Here is a 411-nt window from a genome sequence, read left to right as displayed (position 1 = left end):
GCTCAAAAAAGCGCTGTTATCTGATATAGGTTTTATTTGGTCTACTCTACGAGACCTCGTTTTTTCAGTTGGTAATACCAGGCGCGGCTAATTCCAAGAGTCTCCCACGGTTTCAACGTTCGCGCAGATGTGGCAACAGCACCACGCTTAGACTTAGCACCTCCAATTTTCCCGCCCTTGCGACCGCGTGTAGCCTGAATTTCTGGCGTGTGCGTATCAGCCACATACTGTGCGAAAGTTTCCGGCGTGAAGTTCCTGTGCGTGTATTTCGCAATACTCTTGCCAATAGCCCGACATTCAGCCGGAGAAAGCGGAACGGGAAGCGATGCGTTGTACATTTCGACACGCTGAATCACGGCATCAAGCCACTGTGAGAATGCTGGCCAGCCCTGACGAATCGCCCTGTAAGCC

1 pseudogene is annotated in these 411 nt (G+C 51.6%); it reads right to left on the bottom strand.

What is annotated here, in order from left to right:
* Positions 1-41 precede the first annotated feature (41 nt).
* Positions 42-411 (bottom strand): annotated as a pseudogene (locus C1I92_RS35195) (replication initiation protein); the annotation flags it as partial.

Origin of the sequence: Jiangella anatolica (assembly GCF_003236295.1) — a bacterium.
In the GTDB taxonomy this organism is placed as follows: Bacteria; Actinomycetota; Actinomycetes; order Jiangellales; family Jiangellaceae; genus Jiangella; species Jiangella anatolica.
The sequence above is the reverse complement of the archived record's forward strand: the minus strand, read 5'-3'. Positions and strand labels throughout refer to the sequence as shown.